The organism is Pseudomonas sp. yb_5, assembly GCF_043103865.1.
Taxonomy (GTDB): domain Bacteria; phylum Pseudomonadota; class Gammaproteobacteria; order Pseudomonadales; family Pseudomonadaceae; genus Aquipseudomonas; species Aquipseudomonas putida_Y.
On the sequence record NZ_JBICKE010000143.1, the window covers coordinates 66749 to 90465 of the forward strand.

The following is a 23717-nucleotide window of genomic DNA, read 5'->3' on the forward strand; positions in this document are numbered from 1 at the left end:
TGTTCGCGCAATATTCAACTGCGCTTACGCTGCGGCAGCACATCCTTGAGCTTGGCATGCATGCTGCGCAGGGTTTTCTCGGTGGCCGACCAGTCGATGCAGGCGTCCGTGATCGACACCCCATACTGCAGATCGTCCAGGTTTTTCGGAATCGACTGGCAGCCCCAGTTCAGGTGGCTTTCGACCATGAGGCCGATGATCGACTGGTTGCCTTCGAGGATCTGGTTGGCGACGTTCTCCATCACCAGCGGTTGCAAGGCCGGGTCCTTGTTGGAGTTGGCATGGCTGCAGTCGACCATGATGTTGGCCTTGATCTTGGCCTTGGCCAGGTCCTGTTCGCACAGGGCGACGCTGACCGAGTCGTAGTTCGGCTTGCCATTGCCGCCGCGCAGTACCACGTGGCCGTATGGGTTGCCCTTGGTGGTGACGATCGACACGCCGCCTTCCTGGTTGATGCCCAGGAAGCGGTGCGGCTTGGACACCGACTGCAGGGCATTGATGGCAACGGTCAGGCCGCCGTCGGTGCCGTTCTTGAAGCCCACCGCCGAGGACAGGCCCGAGGCCATCTCGCGGTGTGTTTGCGACTCGGTGGTGCGGGCGCCGATGGCCGACCAGCTGATCAGGTCTTGCAGGTACTGTGGGGAAATCGGGTCGAGCGCTTCGGTGGCAGTCGGCAGGCCCATTTCGGCCAGGTCCAGCAGCAACTTGCGGCCGATGTGCAGGCCGTCCTGGATCTTGAACGAGTCATCCAGGTACGGGTCGTTGATCAGGCCTTTCCAGCCGACGGTGGTGCGCGGCTTTTCGAAGTACACGCGCATGACCAGGTACAGCGTATCGGACACTTCTTCGGCCAGCACTTTCAGGCGCTCGGCGTATTCGTGGGCAGCCTTGATGTCGTGGATGGAGCAAGGGCCGACCACGACGAACAGGCGATGGTCCTTGCCGTCGAGAATATTGCGCACGACTTCACGGCCGGCAGTCACGGTCTGCAGGGCCTTGGCGCTGAGGGGGATTTCCTTCTTGAGCTGATCAGGGGTGATCAGGGTCTCGTTGGAGGCAACGTTCAAGTCATCGATCGGTAAATCAGCCATCGTGTTACTCGTCAGGTCACGGGTGCCGGCCGCCAACTAACCCCGTGCGGCCCAGCAGCAAGAATAATCGCAGCGGGGAGCCGAACCTTAGCGCGTTACAGGTGGCACGACAATGGGCTTGACCCAGTCATTGTGGGGTTTTTACCTGAGCTAGGGTGTTGCGTGCGAATGGACTGCCCAGCGCTGCGTAACCTGTGTAAAAAGAGCGCTGACTATAGACCTGGAGATTGGCATGCATTCTCACCCCCCTCGCATCGGCATCATCGGCAGCGGTGCCATTGGTGGCTTTTATGGGTTGATGCTGGCCCGGGCCGGTTTCGACGTGCATTTTCTGTTGCGTAGTGAGTATCAGGCCGTTTGTGAACAAGGGCTGAGCCTGGACAGTGCCGTGCATGGCGCATTGCAGATGAGGGTGCAGGCGTATGCCAGTGCCACCGACATGCCGCCCTGTGACTGGCTCCTGATCGGGGCCAAGGCCACCAGCAACGAGCAGTTGGCTCCGTTGATCGTCCAGGCCGCTGCGCCCGGCGCCAAGGTGGTGCTGTTGCAGAACGGCCTGGGTGTAGAGGAACAGTTGCGTCCGGCCTTGCGGAGCGACATGCACCTGCTCGGCGGCCTGTGCTTCATCTGCGTTAACCGCCAGGCACCAGGTGTCATTCGTCACCAGGCTTTGGGTGCGGTCAACCTGGGTTATCACAGCGGGCCGGCCAGCGATTGTGGTGTCGCGCTGGTGAATGAAGGCGCCGGGTTGTTCCAGGCTGCGGGGATCGACTCGCAGGTCATGCCGAACCTGGCCTTGGCACGCTGGCAGAAGCTGGTGTGGAACGTGCCTTACAACGGCCTGTCGGTGCTGCTGGGGGCCAGCACTTCGCCACTGATGGCCGACAGCAATGCCCGCGCGCTGATACAGGCCTTGATGGCCGAGGTGGTGCAGGGCGCGGCAGCCTGTGGCCATGTGCTGCCCGAAGGCTATGCCGAGCACTTGTTCCAGGTGACCGAGCGCATGCCCGACTACTGGCCGAGCATGTATCACGACCACGTCCACAAACGCCCGTTGGAGCTGGGGGCCATATATGCCGAGCCGCTGGCGCGCGCACGGGCGGCAGGCTGCAACCTGCCGCGCATTGAGATGCTGTACCAGGCGCTGAGTTTCATCGACAGCGGCAACAGGCCTGCCTGAAGGGGGCGGAGGCTTCGGCGGGGCGCTACAGCCCGCGGCCACAGCGCGCCGGACGGCAAAGCGAGCGTCCGGCGCGCTGCTAAGCTGAAGTTTGCTCTGCCGCTGCGGCAGTCGAGGAGGTCGAATGATCCGCTCCATGCTGTACGCCACCGACCTCGGTGTCTACGCCCCTTTCGTGATGCAACACGCGCTGGCCCTGGCGCGCACGTTCAGTGCCGAGCTGTATGTGATCCACGCGGTAGAGCCGATGGGGCAGTTCGCCGAATCCCTCCTGCAAAGTTACCTTGATGAGCAGACGCTCGACCAGTTGCATCGCCAGGGGGTGAACACAGTGATGGCGAACATAGAGCAGCGTGTGCTGGAAAACTTTCGTGACGAGCTGGGCGAAGAGGCTGACCTGGCGGTGATCAAGGCCGTGCGGGTGCGTCAGGGTGACCCGGCGCAGGTGATTCTCGACCAGGCTCAGCGGCTAAGCGTCGACCTGTTGATATTCGGTAGCCACAGTGCGGGTGCCGGGGTGGATGTACCGTTGGGGCGTACGGCGGTGCGGCTGCTGCAGCTGTCGCCGGTGCCGGTGTACATGGTGCCCTTGGCGCAGCATCTGGGGCGTAGGAAAGCATGAAGATAGGTGTAGGCCGTCTCCGTGGGCATGTAACAAAATAGTTCTAGATTTATTTCAAGAACCACTAATATAGTTATATATCGTCGCTGCCTGCTGCCGCGGACTCATCGCTGAACCGAGGGAAACCTATGAAGCTTCAACAACTGCGCTACATCTGGGAAGTGGCGCACCATGACCTCAATGTCTCCGCGACGGCGCAGAGCCTGTATACCTCCCAGCCAGGTATCAGCAAGCAGATCCGCCTGCTCGAAGACGAATTGGGTGTTGAAGTATTTGCCCGCAGCGGCAAGCATCTGACCCGCGTTACCCCGGCCGGTGAGCGCATCATCAACACAGCAGGCGAAATCCTGCGCAAGGTCGAGAGCATCAAGCAGATTGCCCAGGAGTTCTCCAACGAGAAGAAGGGCACGCTGTCCATCGCCACCACCCACACCCAGGCGCGCTATGCGTTGCCGCCGGTTATCAGCAGCTTCATCAAGCAGTATCCGGAAGTGTCCCTGCACATGCACCAAGGTTCGCCCATGCAGATTGCCGAGATGGCAGCGGACGGTACGGTCGACTTCGCCATCGCCACCGAGGCGCTGGAGCTGTTCGGCGACCTGATCATGATGCCGTGCTACAAGTGGAACCGTTGCGTCGTGGTGCCACAAGGTCACCCGCTGGCCAAGCTGCCGAAATTGACCCTGGAAGCAGTCGCCGAATACCCGATCGTCACCTACGTGTTCGGCTTCACCGGGCGCTCGAAGCTGGATGAGGCTTTCAATCACCGCGGCCTCACGCCAAAAGTGGTCTTCACCGCGGCTGACGCCGACGTGATCAAGACTTATGTACGCCTGGGGCTGGGCGTGGGTATCGTTGCCGGCATGGCTGTGGACGCCAAGCTCGACAGTGACTTGGTGGCGCTGGATGCCAGTGAGCTGTTCGAAGCCAGCATCACCAAGATCGGCTTCCGTCGTGGTACCTTCCTGCGCGGCTTCATGTGCGACTTCATCGAGAAGTTTGCCCCGCACCTGACTCGTGAAGTGATGGCCAAGGCCATTCAGTGCCACAACAAGCAAGAGCTGGAAGAATTGTTCGAAGGTGTCGAGCTGCCGGTGCACTGATTCGGGAATGCTGGGGCCGCTGTGGGAGTAACTGTCTAGCTCAATTTCTAAAAGCTGGCGCTATCCTTGTGGGAGCGGGCTTGCCCGCGAATACGGGCGAAGCCCGTGCCATCCACCGCGGTGTCTTCTTCGCGGGTAAACCCGCTCCTACAGAGCGCCAGGACTAGCTCAAGCCTTGCTGATCAGGTTGCCCGCATGCAACCCGCATTCCTTCTGTGTCGACTCTTCCCACCACCAGCGTCCTTCACGCTCATGCTGGTTTGGCAGCACCGGGCGGGTGCACGGCTCGCAGCCAATGCTGATGAAGCCACGCTCGTGCAGGCTGTTGTACGGCAGCTCGAGCATGCGGATATAGCCCCATACCTCTTCACTGCTCATCTGCGCCAGTGGGTTGAACTTGTACAGCGTGCGCTCAGGCGTGGAGAAGGCGCTGTCGATTTCCAGTGCTGCCACCTGGCTGCGGGTGCCGGGGCTTTGGTCGCGGCGCTGGCCGGTAGCCCAGGCGCTGACGGTGGCCAGCTTGCGTCGCAGTGGCTCGATCTTGCGAATGCCGCAGCACTCGCCATGGCCGTCCTTGTAGAAGCTGAACAGGCCCTTTTCCTTGACGAACGGGTCGAGCTTGGCGCGGTCGGGGCTGAGGATCTCGATCGGCAGGTTGTACTGTTCGCGTACCTGGTCGATGAACCGGTAGGTCTCCGGGTGCAGGCGCCCAGTGTCGAGGCTGAATACCTTTACCTGCTTGTTCAGCTTCCAGGCCATGTCGACCAGCACCACATCCTCGGCGCCGCTGAAGGAGATCCACAGGTCATCACCGAAGTGCTCGAAGGCCAGCTTGAGAATGTCTTGTGGGGACTTGTTGGCATAGGTCGCGGCCAGGGCGGCGACGTCGAAGGGTTGGCTCATCAGGCGGTTTCCATCTTGGCTGTGGCGCTGTGCGCTCGTAGTGGTGTGATGGTAACAAAAAACGCGGTCTAGAAGGGCTTACAAGCCCTGCAGGGTCTGCATCAGCACCCGCACTTTGGCTATCGACTCTTCATATTCGGCCTGCCACTGCGAATCGGCTACCACCGCACCGCCGCCCCAGCAACTGACCTGGCCATCTTTGATCAGCAAGCTGCGAATGGCGATCGAACTGTCCATTTCGCCACGCACATCCACATACAGCAGCGAGCCGCAGTACAGCGCACGGCGTGCTGGTTCCAGTTCGTCGATGATCTGCATGGCGCGGATTTTCGGTGCGCCGGTGATCGAGCCGCCTGGGAAGCTGTCGCCGATCAGGTCCAGCGCATCCTTGTCGCTGGCCAGCTGGCCGGTGATGCTGCTGACCAGATGGTGCACGTTGGGGTAGCTCTCCAAGCTGAACAGTTCCGGGACCTTCACTGAACCGATCTCACACGTGCGCCCAAGGTCGTTGCGCAGCAGGTCGACGATCATCAGGTTTTCCGAGCGGTCCTTTGGGCTGTGCAGCAGCTCTTCGGCATTACGCTTGTCTTCAGCCGGGTCGCTGGCGCGCGGGCGGGTGCCCTTGATCGGCCGGGTTTCCACCTGGCCTTGGCTGACGCGGATGAAGCGCTCGGGCGAAAAGCTCAGCAGGGTACTGCCGTCGGCCAGTTGCTGGTAGCCGGAGAAGGGTGTCGGGCAGGCTTGGCGCAGGGCCTGGTAGGCCCGCCATGGATCGCCTTGGCAGGGCGCACGAAAGCGCTGGGTGAGGTTGATCTGGTAGCAGTCACCGGCCTGGATGTAGCGTTGTACCTGGTCGAAAGCTGTTTTGTACTGCTCGGGCTCCAGGTCACCGGCCATCGGCGCGAGTAGGCGGAAGTCGCCGGTGGTGGCGGTGGTGTCCTGGAACAGGCTGATCAGGCGTTCCCGTTTGTCGCCTGCCAGGCTCGGGTGGAACACCAGCTGGCTGGTGCCGAGCAGATGATCGCTGACCAGTGCCCAGTCATACAGGCCCAGTTGTGCGTCTGGCAGGCCGAGGTCGTCCACGGCCAGACTTGGCAGGTGTTCCAGGCGGCGGCCGAAGTCGTAGCTCAGGTAGCCGATCAGGCCGCCGGCGAAGGGTAGTTCTATACCGTTGGGCAAGTCCGCGTGGCCCAGTTGTTCCAGGGCAGCACGCAGGCGCTGGAGGAAGACGCGGCCCTCTTCATCGGGCTGCGCCTGCAGTTGTTGCAGCGGCCATGCGCTGAGCAGGTCGAACCGGCCGCGTTCGGCGCCGGGGCGGGCGCTGTCGAGCAGGATCGCACCGGGGGCCTGGCGCAGGTGGGCGAAATAGGCGGCAGGGTCGGGCTTGTAGGGCAGGGGGTGTAGCGTGCAGGTCGGCATCAGTATGGACGGCGATGTAAAAGCGAGGAGGGCGATTGTAGACCTGTGCAGGAAAAGCGCCTAGCGCTGGGTACGACATTCAACGCTGTGTTTGGCCCATGCGCAGCACAAGGCAGCCCCTGCAGGTCGAGTGAAGCACTTGAACCCCGTGCAGTGGCAGCCTTGTGCTGTGAGTGGGCTGCAAGGCAGCCCCTGTATTTCAGCGGTTAGGCACATGCCCGAACAAACCCTGCGCTACCCGTACCCGCTGCTCGGCGTCTTCGCTCACACCCTCCTTGGCCAGTGCTTCGATGTGTGCCTCGATGGCATGGGTGCGTTGAGTCAGGCCGCAATCGTTGGCAATCTGGATGTTCAGCCCCGGGCGGGCGTTGAGCTCCAGAATCAGCGGGCCTTTCTCCTGGTCAAGCACCATGTCCACACCGATATAGCCCAGGCCACACAGTTCATAGCAGCCAGCGGCCAGTTTCATGAAACCGTCCCAGTTCGGCAGTTGCACGCCGTCCACCGCGTTGGTGGTGTCCGGGTGCTTGCTGATGATGTTGTTCAGCCAGGTGCCGCGCAGGGTCACGCCGGTGGCCAGGTCGACACCCACGCCGATGGCGCCCTGGTGCAGGTTGGCCTTGCCGCCGGACTGGCGAGTCGGCAGGCGCAGCATGGCCATCACCGGGTAGCCCATCAGCACGATGATGCGGATGTCCGGCACGCCTTCGTAACTGATGCTCTTGAATATCTGGTCCGGGGTCACGCGGTACTCGATCAGTGCGCGGTCGCGGTGCCCGCCGAGAGAGTACAGCCCGGTGAGGATGCTGGAAATCTGGTGCTCGATTTCCGCATGGCTGATGATCTTGCCCGACACCGTGCGGTAGCGGTCCTCGAAGCGGTCGGCGATTACCAGGATGCCATCACCGCCGGCGCCTTGCGCCGGCTTGATGACGAAATCGCTGCGCCCGCCAATGATCTGGTCGAGCTTCTCGATCTCTTTTTCGGTCTCGATGATGCCGTACATTTCCGGCACATGGATGCCGGCCGCCAGCGCGCGCTCCTTGGTGATGATCTTGTCGTCGACGATCGGGTACAGGTTGCGCTTGTTGTACTTCAGCACATAGTCCGCGTTACGCCGGTTGATCCCCATGATGCCCCGGGCCTCCAGGGCTTTCCACGTCTTGATCAGGCCAAACATCAGGTGTCAGCCTTATTCAGGAAAGCCTTGAAGCGCACGAGCTCGGTCAGGCGGTAGCCGCGATAACGGCCCATCGCCAGCATGAAGCCCACCAGGATCAGCAGCACTGCCGGGAAGGTGAACACGAAGTACACCAGTTCCGGCACCATCATCAGCAGGTGTGCCAGGGCAGCGGCGAACAGGGTGCCGACGGCCACTTTCATGGCATGTCCACCACCACGCTCCTCCCAGGTGATCGACAGGCGTTCGATGGTCATGGTCAGGATCACCATGGGGAACAGTGCTACCGACAGTCCGCGTTCAAGGCCCAGCTTGTGGCTGAACAGACTGATGGCGGCAATCAGCACCACGACAAAGGTCAATACCACCGACAGGCGTGGCAGCATCTGCAGCTTGAGGTGTTCCAGATACGAGCGCAGCGACAGGCCCAGGGCAGTGATCACCGTGAACAGCACAATACCAAAGCCCAGCTGGGTTTCGCGGAACGCCAGGGCAATCAGCACCGGTGTGAATGTGCCCAGGGTCTGGATACCGATCAGGTTGCGCAGCACCAGGATCACCAGCACGCCGATCGGGATCATGACCATGATCATGAAGGTCTGCTGGGTTTGCAGCGGCAGGCCGTACAGCGAGTACTCGAGGAAGTCGGCGTCAGTGTTCTCGTCGGTCAGCTTGGCCAGGCGGATGGCGTTCATCTCGCTGTTGTTCATGCTGAAGGTGACGTTGGCCTTCTTGCCGCCATCGACGGTGATCAGGTTGTCGTCACCGGTCCACCACAGCAGGCGGTCGCTCGGCAGGCCTTGCTCACCGGTGTCCGGGTTGAAGTACAGCCAGTCGTCACCGTTGAAGCTGCGCAACCACAGCTCCGGGGTTTGCGGGGTGTCGGCCAGCAGGCGAATGGTGTGCACCCGTTCCATTGGCACGTGGGCGATCGACAGCAGCAGGTCGATGACCTCGGCTTTCTTCATCGCCGAAGTGTCGCCGGCCAGCAGTAGCTTGACGTTGTCGTCGTTTAGGTTGTTGACCCGCTTGATGGTCTCGCTGACGAAGGTCTCGACGTCAGCCGAGTGCTGACGTATAGGCGCCATCAGCGCTTCGGCGGCGATCTTTTCGGGGCCTTCGACGGCCAGGCTGTCACGGAAGGTCGGGCCTTTGACCTTGGTCTTCTCGCTGCTGTAGCGCTTGGTCAGTACCAGGCGGTAGTAGAGGGTCTGTTTGCCACTGGCGCGACGTGCCGACCAGGTAACCTTGCGGTTGCCGTCTGCACGGTTGATGCTGACCCCGTAGTTGTTGGAGATGAAGCTCTCGTTGAGGCTGACGTAGTCGCGGTTCAGCGGTGGCACGAACATCTGCACCTTGACCGGATCCTTGCTGTTGGCCACGAACTCGACCTTGGCGTCGATGTTCCACAGGTCGTCGGTTTCATCCTCGGTCACCGGGATGCCGAGCACGAAGATCTGATAAGCCGTGACCGCCACGCCCAATAGCACCAGCACGGTGATCAGGGCTTTCAGATGGAGGGTAAGAGAGCGCATCGGGATTACTCTGCTTTGGGAGCGTCGGTGGCACAGGCAGGTTTGCCGGCCGCGTATTTAAGGCTTGGGTCAACCAGTGCGTCGAAGTGCTTGAGCGCCTCGGAGCCGATCAGCAGCGGGAACTGGAAGGCGCTGCGGTCGGTGAGGTTGACTTCGATGGTGCGTCTGGCCTGGCCCATGCAGATTTCGAGTTCGATGACCGGACGGGCCGTGTAGGCCTTGCCCGATTCGGCATCATAGTCGCCAGCCCGGCGCTTGATCTTGCTGACGCGTGCCAGTGGGCGTTCGATCGGGTGCGAATGGGCCGCATCGATCGCGAGGTAGAAGCGTACCCAGCTTTCGCCATTGCGCTTGAACCGTTTGATGTCGCGGGCGCTGAGCGATGCGGTCTTGGCGCCGGTGTCGAGCTTGGCGGCCACTTCCAGATCCAGGTCGCCCAGATGCGCGTATTCGTTGAGACCATACACGGTCTTGCCCGCAGCCTGGCCAAGGGCCGGCAGCAGGGTGAGGCATAACAGCAATAAAACGGGTGTAAGTCTCATATTCCTGGCGCGGTGCTTTGCAAGGTTCTAGGCAAGGTTCAGGGCAAGAAGACTGGCAATTACTGCGCAAGCTTCCTCGTTTATCTGTCAACAAGCATGCATGCATCCATGACAGACAGGCTATCCATACCCCATCGGAGGCGCGGCATTCTATCACGCCGACGTCTTGACGCCAGCGGTGCGCGATCTGACAGCGTAGAAGTGGTGATAGTTCGTGATTAGACGATTGTCGACAATATTCATTTTGCCTTTGACTTGGCGGTCTCATTTAGCTAGTTTCTGACGAGTAGTTTTAAAAGGTGTCGACAATATGCAGGACCTTTCCACCCCCGGGCCGGTGCTGGCAGACGAAACGGAAACCCTCTCCGAAAACGTCTTCCGGCGCATCCAGGCGGCCATTGTCAAGGGTGATATCGCCCCCGGTAGCAAAATTTCCGAGCCGGAGTTGGCGCGCACCTATGGCATCAGCCGTGGGCCGCTACGCGAGGCTATCCACCGCCTTGAAGGCCAACGCCTGCTGGTACGCGTGCCGCATGTGGGCGCGCGGGTGGTATCGCTCAATCACGCCGAGCTGATCGAGCTGTACGAAATCCGTGAGTCGCTGGAAGGCATGGCCTGCCGCCTGGCCGCTGAACGCATGAGCCAGGCTGACATCGACGAACTGCGCCGGGTGCTCGACACCCATGAGCGCGACGCAGCGTTCCAGGCGGGCCTGGGCTACTACCAGCAGGAAGGCGACTACGACTTCCATTACCGGATTATTCAGGGTAGCGGCAACCAGACCCTGGTCAAGATGCTCTGCGGCGAACTGTACCAACTGGTGCGCATGTACCGTATCCAGTTCTCTGCCACGCCCAACCGGCCACGCCAGGCCTTTGCCGAGCACCATCGCATTCTTGATGCCATCGCCGACCGCGACGGCGAACTGGCCGAACTGCTGATGCGTCGTCACATCGGCGCGTCCAAGCGCAATATCGAGCGTCACTACCTGGACGCCCACAACAACAGCACACGAGGTGAGAAATGACAGTCAAGAGCACCCCCGGTCAGCGTTTCCGTGACGCCGTTGCCGCTGAACATCCGCTGCAGGTGGTTGGCGCCATCAATGCCAACCATGCCCTGCTGGCCAAGCGTGCCGGCTTCAAGGCCATCTACCTGTCTGGTGGTGGCGTGGCCGCCGGCTCCCTGGGCCTGCCAGACCTGGGCATCACTGGCCTGGACGACGTGCTCACCGACGTGCGCCGTATCACCGACGTGTGCGACCTGCCGCTGCTGGTGGATGTCGACACCGGCTTCGGCGCTTCGGCCTTCAACGTCGCCCGTACCGTGCGTTCGATGAGCAAGTTCGGCGCTGCCGCCATCCACATCGAGGACCAGGTTGGCGCCAAGCGTTGTGGCCACCGTCCCAACAAGGAAATTGTCAGCCAGCAGGAAATGGTCGACCGTATCAAGGCTGCCGTCGATGCCCGCAGCGATGACAGTTTCGTGATCATGGCGCGTACCGACGCGCTGGCCGTCGAAGGCCTGAACGCCGCCCTGGACCGTGCCGAGGCGTGCGTCGAAGCTGGCGCCGACATGATCTTCCCGGAAGCCATTACCGAGCTGCAGATGTACAAGACCTTCGCTGATCGGGTGAAGGCACCTATCCTGGCCAACATCACCGAATTCGGTGCCACGCCGCTTTATACAACCGAAGAGCTGGCCTCGGTCGACGTGTCGTTGGTGCTGTACCCGCTTTCGGCGTTCCGCGCCATGAACAAGGCGGCTGAGAACGTGTACACCGCGCTGCGCCGTGACGGCACGCAGAAGAACGTGATCGACACCATGCAGACCCGCATGGAGCTCTACGATGCCATTGGTTATCACGCCTTCGAGCAGAGCCTCGATGCACTGTTTGCCCAGAAGAAGGGCTAAGCGCCAACTCCCGAATTAGCCGGAAAGCATCCATAACAAATTCAAGAAAGGAGAAACACCATGGCCGAAGCAAAAGTACTCAGTGGCGCAGGCCTGCGTGGCCAGGTGGCCGGCCAGACTGCACTGTCGACCGTGGGCCAGGCCGGTGCCGGGCTGACCTACCGTGGTTATGATGTGCGTGACCTGGCTGCCGGTGCCGAGTTCGAAGAAGTCGCCTACCTGCTGCTATATGGCGAGCTGCCCACCCAGGCCGAGCTGGCCGACTACAAGCACAAGCTCAAGGGCCTGCGTGACCTGCCGCAAGCCTTGAAGGAAGTGCTTGAGCGCATCCCGCGCGATGCCCACCCGATGGACGTCATGCGTACCGGTTGCTCGGTAATGGGCACCCTCGAGCCAGAACTGACCTTCGAAGCCCAGCGCGACAAGACCGACCGCCTGCTGGCGCTGTTCCCGGCCGTGATGTGCTACTGGTATCGCTTCACCCACCATGGCGTACGCATCGACTGCACCAGTGATGAAGACACCCTGGGTGGCCACTTCCTGCACCTGCTGCACGGCAAGAAGCCGAGCGAGCTGCACGTCAAGGTCATGAACGTGTCGTTGATTCTCTACGCTGAACACGAATTCAACGCCTCGACCTTCACTGCCCGTGTCTGTGCCTCGACCCTGTCTGACTTGTACTCCTGCGTTACCGCAGCCATCGGCTCGCTGCGTGGGCCGCTGCACGGCGGTGCCAACGAGGCAGCGATGGAACTGATCGAGCGCTTCCAGAGCCCGCAGGAAGCCACCGCCGAGCTGCTGCGCATGCTCGAGCGCAAAGACAAGATCATGGGCTTTGGCCATGCCATCTACAAAGAGTCCGACCCGCGCAACGAGGTGATCAAGGGCTGGTCGAAACAGCTGGCTGACGAAGTGGGTGACAAGGTGCTGTACCCGGTTTCCGAAGCCATCGACAAGACCATGTGGGAGCAGAAGCGCCTGTTCCCCAATGCCGACTTCTACCATGCCTCGGCGTACCACTTCATGGGCATTCCGACCAAGCTGTTCACCCCGATCTTCGTCTGCTCGCGGCTGACCGGCTGGGCGGCGCACGTCTTCGAGCAGCGCGCCAACAACCGCATCATCCGCCCGAGCGCCGAGTATGTCGGCGTCGAGCAGCGCCAGTTCGTGCCGATCGAGCAGCGCTGAATAGCTACAGAGAGGCAGCCCGTTTCCCTTGTGGGAGCGGGCGTGCCCGCGAATGCGCCCGGCCTTGCAACCGCTGTGCACCTGCTGACGCATTCGCGGGCACGCCCGCTCGTACAGGTACGGTGAAACCTTCCGAACCCTGTGACCGAGCCTGATTCCATGATGAACACTGCATACCGCAAGCACCTGCCAGGCACCGACCTGGACTATTTCGATGCCCGCGCGGCGGTCGAGGCGATCAAGCCCGGCGCCTACGACGGCTTGCCTTACACGTCCCGCGTGCTCGCCGAGAACCTGGTGCGCCGCTGCGACCCTGCTACGCTCGATGCCTCGCTGAGCCAGCTGATCGAGCGCAAGCGCGATCTCGACTTCCCGTGGTTCCCGGCCCGCGTGGTGTGCCACGACATCCTCGGCCAGACTGCGCTGGTCGACCTTGCCGGCCTGCGTGACGCCATTGCCGACAAAGGCGGCGACCCGGCCCAGGTCAACCCGGTGGTGCCGGTGCAGCTGATCGTCGACCATTCGCTGGCCGTCGAGTGCGGTGGTTACGACCCGCAGGCCTTCGAGAAGAACCGCGCCATCGAAGACCGCCGCAACGAAGACCGCTTCCACTTCATCAACTGGACCAAGAAGGCGTTCAAGAACGTCGACGTGATCCAGCCGGGCAACGGCATCATGCACCAGATCAACCTGGAGAAGATGTCACCGGTGGTCCACAGCGACCACGGCGTCGCCTACCCGGACACCTGCGTCGGCACCGACAGCCACACGCCGCATGTCGATGCACTGGGTGTGATCGCCATCGGCGTAGGCGGTCTGGAAGCCGAGAACGTGATGCTCGGCCGCGCCTCCTGGATGCGCTTGCCGGAAATCGTCGGCGTCGAGCTGACTGGCAAACTGGCCCCGAACATCACTGCCACCGACCTGGTCTTGGCCCTGACCGAGTTCCTGCGCAAGCAGAAAGTGGTCGGCGCCTACCTGGAGTTCCATGGTGAGGGTGCACGTGCCCTGACCTTGGGCGACCGCGCCACCATTTCCAACATGGCCCCGGAATACGGCGCCACTGCGGCGATGTTCGCCATCGACCAGCAGACCATCGACTATCTGCGCCTGACCGGCCGTGAAGAGCAGCAGGTCAAACTGGTGGAAACCTACGCCAAGGCCACCGGCCTGTGGGCCGACAGCCTGGGCGCTGCCGTCTATGAACGCACCCTCAGCTTCGACCTGTCGAGCGTGGTGCGCAACATGGCCGGCCCGTCCAACCCGCACGCCCGTGTCGCCACCAGCGACCTGGCCGCCAAGGGCATTGCCGGCAACTGGGAGGAGGTGCCGGGGCAAATGCCTGACGGTGCGGTGATCATCGCTGCCATCACCAGTTGCACCAACACCAGCAACCCGCGCAACGTGATTGCTGCAGGCCTGATTGCACGCAATGCCAACAGGCTGGGCCTGGCCCGCAAGCCGTGGGTGAAGTCGTCGCTGGCGCCCGGCTCCAAGGCCGTGCAACTGTATCTGGAAGAAGCCGGCCTGGAGAAAGAGTTGGAGCAACTCGGTTTCGGCATCGTCGCCTTCGCCTGCACCACCTGCAACGGTATGTCCGGTGCCCTGGACCCGGTGATTCAGCAAGAAATCATCGACCGCGACCTGTATGCCACCGCCGTGCTGTCGGGTAACCGCAACTTCGACGGGCGTATCCACCCGTATGCCAAGCAGGCCTTCCTCGCCTCGCCACCGCTGGTGGTAGCCTATGCCATTGCCGGTACCATTCGCTTCGACATCGAGAAGGATGTGCTGGGCGTGGTCGATGGCAAGGAAATCCGCCTGAAGGATATCTGGCCCAGTGATAAAGAGATCGATGCAGTGGTGCGTGCAGCGGTCAAGCCGGAGCAGTTCCGCAAGGTGTACATCCCGATGTTCGCCATCGAGGAAGACCGTGGGCCGAAGGTGGCGCCGCTGTATGATTGGCGCCCGATGAGCACCTACATCCGCCGCCCTCCCTACTGGGAAGGCGCCCTGGCCGGCGAGCGTACGTTGCGTGGCATGCGCCCGCTGGCGGTGCTGCCGGACAACATCACCACCGACCACCTGTCGCCGTCCAACGCCATCATGCTCGACAGTGCCGCCGGTGAATACCTCGCGAAAATGGGCCTGCCGGAAGAGGACTTCAACTCCTACGCCACTCACCGGGGTGACCACCTGACGGCCCAGCGCGCCACCTTCGCCAACCCCAAACTGTTCAACGAAATGGTGCGCAACGACGACGGCAGCGTGAAGCAGGGTTCGCTGGCGCGTATCGAGCCGGAAGGCAAGGTTACCCGCATGTGGGAGGCGATCGAGACTTACATGCAGCGCAAGCAGCCGCTGATCATTGTCGCCGGTGCCGACTATGGCCAGGGTTCGTCCCGTGACTGGGCGGCCAAGGGCGTGCGTCTGGCGGGTGTCGAGGCAATTGTCGCCGAAGGCTTCGAGCGCATTCACCGCACCAACCTGGTAGGCATGGGCGTGCTGCCGCTGGAGTTCAAGCCGGGCACCGACCGCAAGACCCTGGACCTGGATGGCAGCGAAACCTATGACGTGCTGGGTGCGCGTACGCCACGGGCGACCCTGACCCTGGTGGTGACCCGTGCCAATGGCGAGCGCCTGGAAGTACCGGTGACCTGCCGTCTGGACACCGCCGAGGAAGTGTCGATTTACGAAGCGGGCGGGGTGCTGCAGCGCTTTGCCCAGGACTTCCTCGAAGCGACCGCCTGAGCATGAATCGGGGGCCGCTTTGCGGCCCTTTCGCGACACAAGGCCGCTCCCTCAGCGGGCGGCGCAGTACCTGTGGGAGCGGCCTTGTGTCGCGAAAGGGCTGCGAGGCAGCCCCAGGGTATTTCACCGGACTATCAGGATGCCCAAGAAAATGGCACATGTACCCCAGATCAAAATCCCCGCCACCTACATCCGCGGCGGCACCAGCAAAGGCGTGTTCTTCCGCCTGCAAGACCTGCCCGAGCAGGCGCAAATTCCAGGCCCCGCCCGCGATGCGCTGCTGTTGCGGGTAATCGGTAGCCCCGACCCTTACGGCAAGCAGATCGACGGCATGGGCGGCGCCACGTCGAGCACCAGCAAGACCGTGATCCTGTCGCAAAGCATCAAGCCCGAACACGATGTCGACTACCTGTTCGGCCAGGTCAGCATCGACAAGGCCTTCGTCGACTGGAGTGGCAACTGCGGCAACCTGTCCGCTGCGGTCGGTTCGTTTGCCATCAGCAGCGGCCTGGTCGACCCGGCGCGTATTCCGCGCAACGGTATCGCCACGGTGCGTATCTGGCAGGCGAATATCGGCAAGACCATCATCGCCCACGTCCCGATCACTGAAGGTGAAGTGCAGGAAACCGGCGACTTCGAGCTGGACGGGGTCACCTTCCCGGCGGCCGAGGTGCAGCTGGAGTTTCTCGACCCTGCAGCCGATGAAGACGGCGGTGGCGGTGCCATGTTCCCCACCGGCAAGCTGGTCGATGACCTGGAAGTGCCGGGGGTCGGCACGTTCAAGGCAACCTTGATCAATGCCGGTATCCCGACCATTTTTGTCAATGCTGCCGATATCGGCTACACCGGTAGCGAACTACAGGACGCCATCAACGGCGACCCGCAGGCGTTGCTGCGTTTCGAGACCATCCGCGCCTATGGCGCCGTGCGCATGGGGCTTATCGACAACGTCGACCAGGCTGCCGGGCGTCAGCACACGCCGAAAGTGGCGTTCGTCGCACCGCCGAGCACCTACACTGCGTCCAGTGGCAAGGCGGTGCAGGCCGGTGATATCGACCTGCTGGTGCGGGCCTTGTCGATGGGCAAGCTACACCATGCCATGATGGGTACGGCTGCGGTGGCAATTGGCACTGCGGCGGCCATTCCGGGCACGCTGGTCAACCTCGCCGCTGGCGGGGGCGAGCGCAGCGCTGTGCGTTTCGGTCATCCTTCGGGCACCCTGCGGGTCGGGGCCGAGGCGCGCCAGGTGAATGGTGAGTGGACGGTAACCAAGGCAATCATGAGCCGCAGTGCTCGCGTGCTGATGGAGGGCTGGGTTCGCGTGCCTGGCGACAGCTTCTAACGCACCACCGGCGCTCGGCTTTAGTTCGTTGGGGCCGCTTGGCGGCCCTTCGCGGGCTTGCCCGCTCCCGCAGGGTAACCACAGGTTCTGAATGCTGTGGTCAACCTGTGGGAGCGGGCAAGCCCGCGAAGGGCTGCACGGCAGCCCCGGCAATTCTGAAGGGAGCTGGATATGAGCGCCAACGTAGACCTCAACGACCGCCCGGACTACGACCGGGTGCTACAAACCCTGGCCGATTACGCCCTCGGCTATCGGGTCGAATCCCTCGAGGCCCTGGACACCGCGCGCAACTGCCTGATGGACACCCTCGGTTGCGGCCTTCTTGCCTTGCGCTTCCCTGAGTGCACCAAGCTCCTTGGCCCTCAGGTGGAAGGCACGCTGGTCCCAAATGGTGCTCGCGTCCCCGGCACCTCCTATCGCCTCGATCCGGTCAAGGCTGCCTGGGACATTGGCTGCACGGTGCGCTGGCTGGACTACAACGATACCTGGCTGGCCGCCGAATGGGCTCATCCCTCGGACAACCTTGGCGGCATCCTGGCAGTGGCTGATCACCTGTCACAGAAGCGTCTTGCCGCGGGTGAAAAGCCACTGCCGATGCGTGATGTGCTCGAGGCCATGGTCATGGCGCATGAAATCCAGGGGGTGCTGGCGCTGGAAAACGCCTTCAACCGCGTCGGCCTCGATCATGTGATTCTGGTGAAGGTCGCCTCGACCGCCGTGTGCGCCAGGTTGATGGGGGCCAATCGTGAGCAGATGCTCTCGGCCTTGTCCCACGCCTTCGTCGACGGCCAGGCCCTTCGTACCTATCGCCACGCGCCCAACGCCGGTTCGCGCAAGTCCTGGGCCGCGGGTGACGCCTCCAGCCGAGGAGTGCAACTGGCTGACATCGCCTTGCGTGGGGAAATGGGCGTGCCGGGCGTGCTCACGGCTTCGCAGTGGGGGTTCTACGATGTTTCGTTCAGCCATACCAACAAAGACCTGGCACTCAAGCCCGCCGGGCAGTACGAGCTGCGTCTGCCCCAGGTGTTGGGCAGCTATGTGATGGAAAACGTGCTGTTCAAGGTCAGTTTTCCTGCCGAGTTCCACGCCCAGACCGCCTGTGAGGCAGCAGTAACCCTGCATCCACTTGTGCGTAACCGTCTGCATGAAGTCGACCGCATCGTCATCACCACCCAGGAATCAGCGATCCGCATCATCTCCAAGAGCGGCCCGCTGGCCAATGCCGCCGACCGTGACCATTGTCTGCAGTACATGGTGGCCGTGCCGCTGATCTTTGGCAATCTGGTGGCCGAGCATTATGAGGACGCCTTCCATGCCAACCACCCAAGTATCGACCGCCTGCGCGAGAAGATGGAGGTGGTGGAAGACCCGCGCTTCAGTCGCGAGTACCTGGAGCCGGACAAGCGTTCGATCGCCAACGCGCTGCAGGTGTTCTTCAAGGATGGCAGCAGCACCGAGCAAGTGGTGGTGGAATACCCGATCGGGCATCGTCGGCGGCGCGGGGAAGGTATACCGTTGCTGGAGGCCAAGTTCAGGGCCAACCTGGCGACCCGCTTTGCCCGGCAGCGGTGTCAGCAGATTTTCGAACTGTGCAAGGACCAGCAGAAGCTGGAAGGCATGGCGGTGCACAGGTTCGTGGATTTGTTTGTGATATGAGCTTGCCTGCGCATAAAACAACAAAGCCCCGGCATCGCTGCCGGGGCTTTGCTTACAACCTGTAACTCAGCTTACGCCTGGACCACCGGGATCTTGGCGTTGGCTGCCGCTTCGCGGAACTCGGCGATCTGGTCGAAGCTCAGGTAGCGGTAAACGTCGGCAGCCATGCTGTCGATGTCTTTCGCATACTGCATGTACTCTTCGACGGTCGGCAGTTTGCCGATGATCGAAGCGACAGCGGCCAGCTCGGCCGATGCCAGGTACACGTTGGTCGCGTCGCCCAGACGGTTCGGGAAGTTACGGGTCGAGGTGGAGACCACGGTCGAGCCGGTCTGCACACGTGCCTGGTTACCCATGCACAGCGAGCAGCCTGGCATTTCCATGCGAGCACCGGCCTTGCCGTAGATGCCGTAGTAGCCTTCTTCGGTCAGCTGGTGAGCGTCCATCTTGGTTGGCGGAGCCAGCCACAGACGGGTCGGAATGCCACCCTTGACCTTCTCCAGCAGCTTGCCGGCAGCGCGGAAGTGACCGATGTTGGTCATGCACGAACCGATGAACACTTCGTCGATCTTCTCGCCTTGTACCGAGGACAGCAGGCGGGCATCGTCCGGGTCGTTCGGCGCGCAGAGCACAGGCTCTTTGACGTCGGCCAGGTCGATTTCGATGATTTCGGCGTATTCGGCATCGGCGTCGGCCGACAGCAGCTCAGGCTTGGCCAGCCAGGCTTCCATGGCCTGGGCGCGGCGCTCCAGGGTGCGGGCATCGCCGTAGCCTTCGCCGATCATCCAGCGCAGCAGGGTGATGTTGGACTGCAGGTACTCGGCGATGGCCTTTTCCGGCAGCTTGATGGTGCAACCGGCAGCGGAACGCTCGGCCGAGGCGTCGGACAGCTCGAAGGCTTGCTCGACGGTCAGTTCGTCCAGGCCTTCGATTTCCAGGATGCGGCCGGAGAAGGCGTTTTTCTTGCCTTTCTTCTCAACGGTCAGCAGGCCTTGCTGGATGGCGTAGTAAGGGATGGCATGAACCAGGTCACGCAGGGTGATGCCTGGCTGCAGTTTGCCCTTGAAGCGCACCAGGATCGATTCTGGCATGTCCAGCGGCATGACGCCGGTGGCGGCAGCGAAGGCCACCAGGCCGGAACCGGCCGGGAACGAGATGCCGATCGGGAAGCGGGTGTGCGAGTCGCCACCGGTACCTACGGTGTCAGGCATCAGCATGCGGTTCAGCCAGCTGTGGATGATGCCGTCGCCCGGGCGCAGCGACACGCCGCCACGGGTGCGGATGAAGTCTGGCAGGGTGTGGTGGGTGGTGACGTCGATCGGCTTCGGATAGGCCGCGGTGTGGCAGAACGACTGCATGACCAGGTCAGCAGAGAAGCCCAGGCATGCCAGGTCCTTCAGCTCGTCGCGCGTCATCGGGCCAGTGGTGTCCTGGGAGCCGACGGTGGTCATTTTGGGCTCGCAGTAAGCGCCTGGGCGCACGCCCTGGCCTTCTGGCAGGCCACAGGCACGGCCGACCATTTTCTGCGCCAGGGTGAAGCCCTTGCCGGAATCGGCAGGCTGCTCTGGTTTCTTGAACAGGTCGGAAGCACCCAGGCCCAGCTCGGCGCGGGCTTTTTCGGTCAGGCCACGGCCGACGATCAGCGGGATACGGCCGCCAGCGCGGACTTCATCCAGCAGCACTTCGGTTTTCAGCTCGAAGGTGGTGACCAGTTCGTCGCTGTCGTGACGACGTACTTCACCTTTGTATGGGTAAACGTCGATGACGTCGCCCATGCCCAGGTTGGTGCAGTCGAATTCGATCGGCAGGGCGCCGGCGTCTTCCATGGTGTTGTAGAAGATCGGGGCGATCTTGGTGCCGAAGCAGAAGCCACCGGCGCGCTTGTTCGGCACGTACGGGATGTCGTCGCCGAAGAACCACAGTACCGAGTTGGTAGCTGACTTACGCGAGGAACCGGTACCGACCACGTCGCCGACATAGGCAACCGGGAAGCCCTTGGCCTTGACGGCTTCGATCTGGGCCAGCGGGCCGACCGAACCAGGCTGCTGCGGTTCGATGCCGTCGCGGGCCATTTTCAGCATGGCCAGGGCGTGCAGCGGAATGTCAGGGCGCGACCAGGCGTCCGGGGCAGGCGACAGGTCGTCGGTGTTGGTTTCGCCAGGCACCTTGAACACGGTCAGGGTGTACTTGTCGGCGATGGCCGGACGCGAGGTGAACCACTCGCCGGCAGCCCAGGATTCCAGGACGGCTTTGGCGTGAGCGTTACCGGCCTTGGCTTTTTCGGCCACGTCGTGGAAAGCATCGAACATCAGCAGGGTGTGCTTGAGCTGTTCGGCCGCGACGGCGCCCAGTTCGGCGTCATCCAGCAGTGCGACCAGCGTTTCGATGTTGTAGCCGCCCTGCATGGTGCCCAGCAGTTCGGTGGCGTGCTTGCGGTCGATCAGTGGCGACGTGGCTTCGCCCTTGGCGACAGCGGAGAGGAAAGCGGCCTTGACGTAGGCAGCTTCGTCGACCCCTGGCGGTACGCGGTTGGTGATCAGGTCTACGAGGAAGGCTTCTTCGCCGGCCGGCGGGTTTTTCAGCAGCTCGACCAGGCCTGCAGTTTGTTCGGCGTTCAGCGGCTGGGGAACGATACCCAGGGCGGCGCGCTCTTCGATGTGTTTGCGGTAGGCTTCAAGCACAGTTATTTCCCTCATCAGTGGTCCCTAAAGGGGGTCCGGGACGCTTATCCAGCATTCAATGCACCCATGCGCTGCCGCGGCTTTGTGGGCCGCCCAGCCAGGGTCGCAAAGAATCCTTACAGAAGCTGCTTTCAAAGTTTTACGCCTGCAGAACGGGGGCTGATGAGGGCTGGCGCGGGCATGCGAGGGATGCATGGCCCGGGCCAACGCCGTTCTACCGGATCAACTGTGCTCGTGACGCTTTGAAAACAGCTTCCAACGGACATTGTTGCCTTTGAAAAGGCCGGGTGATTCTACGGTAAAAAAAGCCCGAAGGTAAGGCGGTGTACATGACTTTAACGAGTGACCCCGGTTAGACAAAGGGCTAACATGGGCCTGTATTCCATCGCCAAGCTGTTGTTTTTCATGTCCAACAAGTCCATCAAAACCCCTTGCGTCGGCCTGTGCTCCACGGTGTACGGGGACACGGTGTGCCGTGGTTGCAAGCGTTTTCACCACGAAGTGATCAACTGGAACGGTTACGACGACTCGCAAAAGCGCGCCGTGTGGTTGCGCCTTGAGCAGCTGCTGGTGCAGGTGATGATGGCCAAGCTTGAGGTGTTCGACAAAGGCCTGCTGCGCCAGCAACTGGAGCAGCGCTCCATCCGCTTTGTCGAGCAGCAGTCGGAATATTGCTGGGCTTACCAGCTGATTGCCCGCGGGGCGCGGATGATCCGTGACCTGGAGGCCTATGGCATGGCGTTGCTGCCGGAGTTCCGTGACTGGGAACTGCCCCAATTGCGCGATGCGATCGATCGCGAGTTCTTCCTGCTTTCAGAGGCGCACTACCAGCGCTACATCGCCCCTGGCTTCCTGCGCGATGCCATGGGCAGCGCGCAGGGCCAGTGAGCCGGGCGAATCAGTCGCCGGTGTATTCGCAACCGCTGGTGCAGGTTTCGTGGATGCGAACCTTGGACAGCTCCGGCATCAGCGGCTTGACCTGGTCCCAGATCCACTTGGCGATCACTTCGCTGGTGGGGTTTTCCAGGCCGGGGATGTCGTTCAGGTAGTTGTGGTCCAGCTGATCATAGATCGGCTTGAAGATCGCCTTGACCTCGGCGAAGTCGCGGATCCAGCCCGTGTGCGGGTCGAGCGGGCCGGTCAGGTGCAGGCCTACCGTGAACGAGTGGCCATGCAAACGGCCGCATTTGTGCCCTTCAGGGACGTGGGGCAGGCGGTGGGCCGATTCGAATGTGAATTCCTTGAAAATTTCCACGCTGTCATAACTCTGTGTGAATCAATAATGCGCGCAGTCTACCAGCATGGCCGCTACAAGGCTTGCAGGCGTTCATGCAGCCGCCCGGTGGCGGTCAGTTCCAGAAGTTCATCACCCAGGCGCTGGCTTTCGGCGATGGCCTTGTACCAATAGCGCTTGCGCCCTGGCGCATCGCCCATGAAGCGCTTGAAATCGTTGCGGTCGGGCAGTTTGCCGTAGGGCAGGGCGGCCAGGTATTGCGGCGAAGGCGTCATCAGCAGCACGTTTTGCAGGCGGGTGGCATCGCCCTTGCGCCAGGGCAGGGCCTTGTCGAACCAGCCAGGGACCACCTTGTCGGTGAAGTGTGGGTACAGCACCAGGTCGTCACCGCGGTAGGGCAGGTCGAGGTGGTAGTCGAGCAGGCCGCCGTCGCGGTAGGTGCCGGCGCCGGCACCGGGGATGTCTTTCACGCCCTGCATGACCATCGGTATCGACCCGGAAGCGAGCAGGGCATGGCGCAGGTTGGCCAGGTCCAGCGGCAGGTAGCGTGAGGGGAAGTCGGTCAGCGTGTCGAGCGGAGGCGCGGCGCGCCCATCGTGCAGAATGATGCGCTCGAAGTGGCGGGCCAGGCGCGAACGGCCCAAAAGGTTACTGGCAACCACCGAGCCCAGGCCCAGCCCCAGGCGGCCGCGATGGTCGTGAGCGAGCTGGCCATGGCTTTTCACCACCAGGATGTTCAGGCGGTAGTGCGGGTTGGCCAGCAGCTGGCCGTCGCGGCCCTCCAGCAGGTCATCGAGCATGCGTTGGCAACTGCGGCTGATTTCGGCCGGAGTGACGCCCTTGGCGAAATCCTGCTCGGTGTACAGCTCGCCAAGACGGCGGATGCCTGCGACCGGGTCCTCGAGGCAGGCGCTGGCGAAGCGCCAGGCACCGATCGATGCGCCGATCAGGGCACGCTGACGGGGTGCCGAGGGTAGCCACTCGCCGAACAGCGCCAGGTCCAGGCCCTGGATGCCCAGCGGCTTCGGCCCACCCGCCGCGCCCGGCAATACCCCGACATCGGCCGCCTGCAGGCCGCGCTCGCGGATGTGTCGCAAGGCGCGCCGGCCGGCCTTGAAGGTGAGGGCGGGGTATTTGATGTGGATGGCGCTCATGGCGGGTCTCTTGGGCATAGGAGCAGTCTTGTGCTGCGAAGGGGCGGTTACAGATAACATAACTGTAGGTGCCTGTATTGGCCCTTCGCAGCACAAGGCCGCCCCTTGCAGGGGGGCGAGTCTGGTTGGCATCGTAACTGCGCTATCATGCCGCCAGTTGCTTTCAGGTTGAATTAAGGACCGGTGGTTAATCTTAACCCCGTAGACAACTTGTACAGTTCT

19 protein-coding genes are annotated in these 23717 nt (G+C 62.3%); 10 read left to right on the forward strand and 9 right to left on the reverse strand.

The annotated features are described in order from the left end of the window. Positions 1-14 precede the first annotated feature (14 nt). On the reverse strand, positions 15-1091 hold the full coding sequence (locus ACF8GF_RS25250; protein ID WP_176683939.1) for a 3-deoxy-7-phosphoheptulonate synthase: 1077 nt from the start codon (positions 1089-1091) through the stop codon (positions 15-17). A gap of 232 nt (positions 1092-1323) precedes the next feature. On the opposite strand from ACF8GF_RS25250, the gene ACF8GF_RS25255 reads away from it, so the two are divergent. The 3 genes from ACF8GF_RS25255 (at position 1324) to cysB (ending at position 3996) form a co-directional block, all read left to right on the forward strand. Next, on the forward strand, positions 1324-2271 hold the full coding sequence (locus ACF8GF_RS25255) for a putative 2-dehydropantoate 2-reductase (protein WP_209964880.1): 948 nt from the start codon (positions 1324-1326) through the stop codon (positions 2269-2271). A 124-nt stretch (positions 2272-2395) separates the two neighbouring features. Further along, entirely contained in the window at positions 2396-2893 is a 498-nt protein-coding gene (locus tag ACF8GF_RS25260) for a universal stress protein (protein ID WP_176683937.1), read from the forward strand. Between the two features lie 128 nt (positions 2894-3021). After that, complete coding sequence (cysB, locus tag ACF8GF_RS25265) at positions 3022-3996, forward strand: HTH-type transcriptional regulator CysB (RefSeq protein ID WP_010953293.1); 975 nt, start codon at positions 3022-3024, stop codon at positions 3994-3996. A 168-nt stretch (positions 3997-4164) separates the two neighbouring features. On the opposite strand, the gene ACF8GF_RS25270 is transcribed toward cysB, so the two are convergent. From ACF8GF_RS25270 to ACF8GF_RS25290, 5 genes are all read right to left on the reverse strand, one after another. Further along, positions 4165-4899, reverse strand: coding sequence for a phosphoadenylyl-sulfate reductase (locus tag ACF8GF_RS25270; protein WP_003250299.1), 735 nt, complete (start codon positions 4897-4899; stop codon positions 4165-4167). Between the two features lie 78 nt (positions 4900-4977). Then, entirely contained in the window at positions 4978-6318 is a 1341-nt protein-coding gene (pabB, locus tag ACF8GF_RS25275; RefSeq protein ID WP_392460389.1) for an aminodeoxychorismate synthase component I, read from the reverse strand. 199 nt (positions 6319-6517) lie between these two features. Then, positions 6518-7498 (reverse strand): alpha-L-glutamate ligase-like protein, encoded by a 981-nt coding sequence (locus ACF8GF_RS25280; RefSeq protein WP_176683935.1) that lies wholly within the window; start codon positions 7496-7498, stop codon positions 6518-6520. After that, a complete protein-coding gene (locus ACF8GF_RS25285; RefSeq protein ID WP_176683934.1) occupies positions 7498-9033 on the reverse strand; it encodes an inactive transglutaminase family protein in 1536 nt (511 codons plus the stop codon). Before ACF8GF_RS25285 ends, ACF8GF_RS25280 begins: the two co-directional genes overlap by 1 nt. A gap of 5 nt (positions 9034-9038) precedes the next feature. Then, positions 9039-9575, reverse strand: coding sequence for an ATP-dependent zinc protease (locus ACF8GF_RS25290; protein ID WP_021782881.1), 537 nt, complete (start codon positions 9573-9575; stop codon positions 9039-9041). A gap of 310 nt (positions 9576-9885) precedes the next feature. On the opposite strand from ACF8GF_RS25290, the gene ACF8GF_RS25295 reads away from it, so the two are divergent. From ACF8GF_RS25295 to prpD, 6 genes are all read left to right on the forward strand, one after another. After that, positions 9886-10602 (forward strand): GntR family transcriptional regulator, encoded by a 717-nt coding sequence (locus ACF8GF_RS25295; RefSeq protein WP_176683933.1) that lies wholly within the window; start codon positions 9886-9888, stop codon positions 10600-10602. Continuing rightward, positions 10599-11489 carry a methylisocitrate lyase gene (prpB, locus tag ACF8GF_RS25300; protein ID WP_012053054.1) on the forward strand — a complete coding sequence of 297 codons (891 nt, stop codon included), beginning with the start codon at positions 10599-10601 and terminating at the stop codon, positions 11487-11489. The genes ACF8GF_RS25295 and prpB overlap by 4 nt, the downstream gene beginning before the upstream one ends. A 60-nt stretch (positions 11490-11549) precedes the next feature. Continuing rightward, a complete protein-coding gene (gene prpC / locus ACF8GF_RS25305; RefSeq protein ID WP_021782879.1) occupies positions 11550-12677 on the forward strand; it encodes a 2-methylcitrate synthase in 1128 nt (375 codons plus the stop codon). 162 nt (positions 12678-12839) lie between these two features. Beyond that, entirely contained in the window at positions 12840-15428 is a 2589-nt protein-coding gene (gene acnD, locus ACF8GF_RS25310) for a Fe/S-dependent 2-methylisocitrate dehydratase AcnD (protein WP_392488722.1), read from the forward strand. A gap of 151 nt (positions 15429-15579) precedes the next feature. Beyond that, positions 15580-16770, forward strand: coding sequence for a 2-methylaconitate cis-trans isomerase PrpF (gene prpF, locus ACF8GF_RS25315; protein WP_176683931.1), 1191 nt, complete (start codon positions 15580-15582; stop codon positions 16768-16770). A 171-nt stretch (positions 16771-16941) separates the two neighbouring features. Continuing rightward, entirely contained in the window at positions 16942-18426 is a 1485-nt protein-coding gene (gene prpD, locus ACF8GF_RS25320; RefSeq protein ID WP_392488718.1) for a 2-methylcitrate dehydratase, read from the forward strand. Between the two features lie 71 nt (positions 18427-18497). Here the strand turns inward: prpD and acnB are convergent, their stop codons facing one another. Continuing rightward, complete coding sequence (gene acnB, locus ACF8GF_RS25325; RefSeq protein WP_176683991.1) at positions 18498-21107, reverse strand: bifunctional aconitate hydratase 2/2-methylisocitrate dehydratase; 2610 nt, start codon at positions 21105-21107, stop codon at positions 18498-18500. A gap of 405 nt (positions 21108-21512) precedes the next feature. On the opposite strand from acnB, the gene ACF8GF_RS25330 reads away from it, so the two are divergent. Then, the gene (locus tag ACF8GF_RS25330) at positions 21513-21995 is read left to right on the forward strand and encodes a DUF1289 domain-containing protein (RefSeq protein ID WP_392488723.1); all 483 of its coding nucleotides are present in this window, start codon (positions 21513-21515) and stop codon (positions 21993-21995) included. A 10-nt stretch (positions 21996-22005) separates the two neighbouring features. Here ACF8GF_RS25330 and queD read toward each other — a convergent pair whose 3' ends face one another. Both queD and ACF8GF_RS25340 read right to left on the reverse strand, forming a co-directional pair. Then, the gene (gene queD / locus ACF8GF_RS25335) at positions 22006-22362 is read right to left on the reverse strand and encodes a 6-carboxytetrahydropterin synthase QueD (RefSeq protein WP_392488719.1); all 357 of its coding nucleotides are present in this window, start codon (positions 22360-22362) and stop codon (positions 22006-22008) included. A 53-nt stretch (positions 22363-22415) separates the two neighbouring features. Next, entirely contained in the window at positions 22416-23495 is a 1080-nt protein-coding gene (locus ACF8GF_RS25340; protein WP_392488720.1) for a patatin-like phospholipase family protein, read from the reverse strand. Between the last annotated feature and the right edge of the window lie 222 nt (positions 23496-23717).